Origin of the sequence: Sulfurovum sp. bin170 (genome assembly GCF_010892395.1) — a bacterium.
Taxonomy (GTDB): Bacteria; Campylobacterota; Campylobacteria; order Campylobacterales; family Sulfurovaceae; genus UBA1140.
Map to the genome: position 1 here is coordinate 1 of NZ_JAACKB010000348.1, position 1801 is coordinate 1801.

Genomic DNA, 1801 nt, shown 5'->3' on the forward strand with positions numbered 1-1801 from the left:
TATTTTTGGGTCTCTCTTCCCCTCTTCAAGCTTCATCTCCAACGATAGATGATTCACAAAGAGAGTATATTAGCTCAATTGATGACGAGGTGGTAGATGGCTTCTCTCGGCTTACCGTACAGGGTACACAGGGCAGAATGAAGCCGATGGATACTCTAGCACGAGAAATTATCACTAAAATATCTGGAAAAAGTTCGATTTATAATATCTCTTCATCTAGATTGCTTCTAGGGATGACAACCAACCCAAGCTACTACCAAGAGTTGCCAATGATTCAAATCTCACACACAAGAGTGGCAAAAGATTTGGGTTTAAAAAAAGGGACTAAATTTGCTAAATTTTCAGACTTTTTTGACGAAAAGACAGGATACAGACTAGCCGAAAAAGTAAGTGAATCAGGTAGAAAAAAGGCAACCGATAAAAACAAGTATGATATAGAGATAGTAAAGATAGATGAGCGACTCAATATAGCCTATATGGTCTACATTGGTTCTCTTGTACAGATATTTCCTGTTCCAAATGATACAAACAACAAGTGGGTTAATCCATCAGAAGCTATCAAAAGTTTCCCCAAAGAGGTAGGTGGTATCGTTAGACAGATGACACAACATCTGTTTGTGAGCCTTGAGAACGACCGAAAGAGTGGGGAGTGGAAAGATTCCAAACAGGCAATTAATATGATAGGGATGTTTCAGCAAAAGTTTGGCTCAGAAGTTATTCTAAACGATAGTATGGTTGATATGGAACTGAAATACAATGAACTTAGACTCTTTGCAAAGCTTATCCCTCTCTATCTTATTCTTGGTGTGGTACTATTGATATTCTCCTTTATCAATGTCCTAAATCCAAGCTTCTCACTCAAAAAGATTATGGCAATTGCTTGGGGAGTTACGATTATAGGTTTTGGACTACATGTTATTGGTATGATTATGAGATGGTATATCGCAGGTCATGCACCGTGGTCAAACTCCTATGAGGCACTGGTATTTATCTCTGCTACGACCATTATGGCAGGACTATTTTTTGGAAGAAAATCACCGTTTGTTTTGACAGCTACAGCACTCTTGGGAGGGGTGACGATAGCCGTAGCACATATGAGTTTTGTCAATCCAGAGATTACCAACCTTGTAGCCGTTCTAAAATCCTATTGGCTTATTATTCATGTGGCAGGAATCATCGCAGGTGCTGGTTTCTTAGGACTTGGTTCCATGATTTCACTCTTGGTACTTCTCCTCTTTATACTAAGAAGTGACAAACGACCACAGATTGACAACTCCATAAAAGAGCTGAGTAATATTGCAGAGATGAGTCTTATCATCGGTCTTTTCCTCTATACTATAGGAAACTTCCTTGGTGGGGTTTGGGCAAATGAGAGCTGGGGTAGATACTGGGGTTGGGATAGCAAAGAGACTTGGGCTGCTGTGACTATCCTCATCTATGCTACTGTTCTTCATTTGAGATTTATTCCCCGATTTGCTAACCTCTATGTATTTAATGTTGCCTCTTTGTGGGCATACTCATCTGTACTTATGACCTATTTTGGGGTTAACTACTATCTTACAGGAATGCACTCCTATGCAGCGGGTGAGCCTATACCTATTCCATTGTGGGTCTATTATGGTACTGCTGGGTTGTTGATTTTAAGCATCTTGGCTTATAAAAATAGGAAGATGAAGTAATAGACTTTTTGCAAAACTCATTGGGAATCGGAGACTTCAGTCCCGAATATGACGAGGCTAAAGCCCAATGCCAATGAATTAAGCTTTTTTTGAACCAAATAGTTCGGGTGTAAACACGCCGA

The 1801-nt window shown here is 39.8% G+C and carries 1 protein-coding gene; it reads left to right on the forward strand.

Translation table 11 applies throughout. The features are described from left to right. The coding region (locus GSY74_RS08320; RefSeq protein WP_164664642.1) for a cytochrome c biogenesis protein at positions 1 to 1679 on the forward strand (1679 nt) is incomplete at its 5' end. Positions 1680 to 1801: the final 122 nt, after the last annotated feature.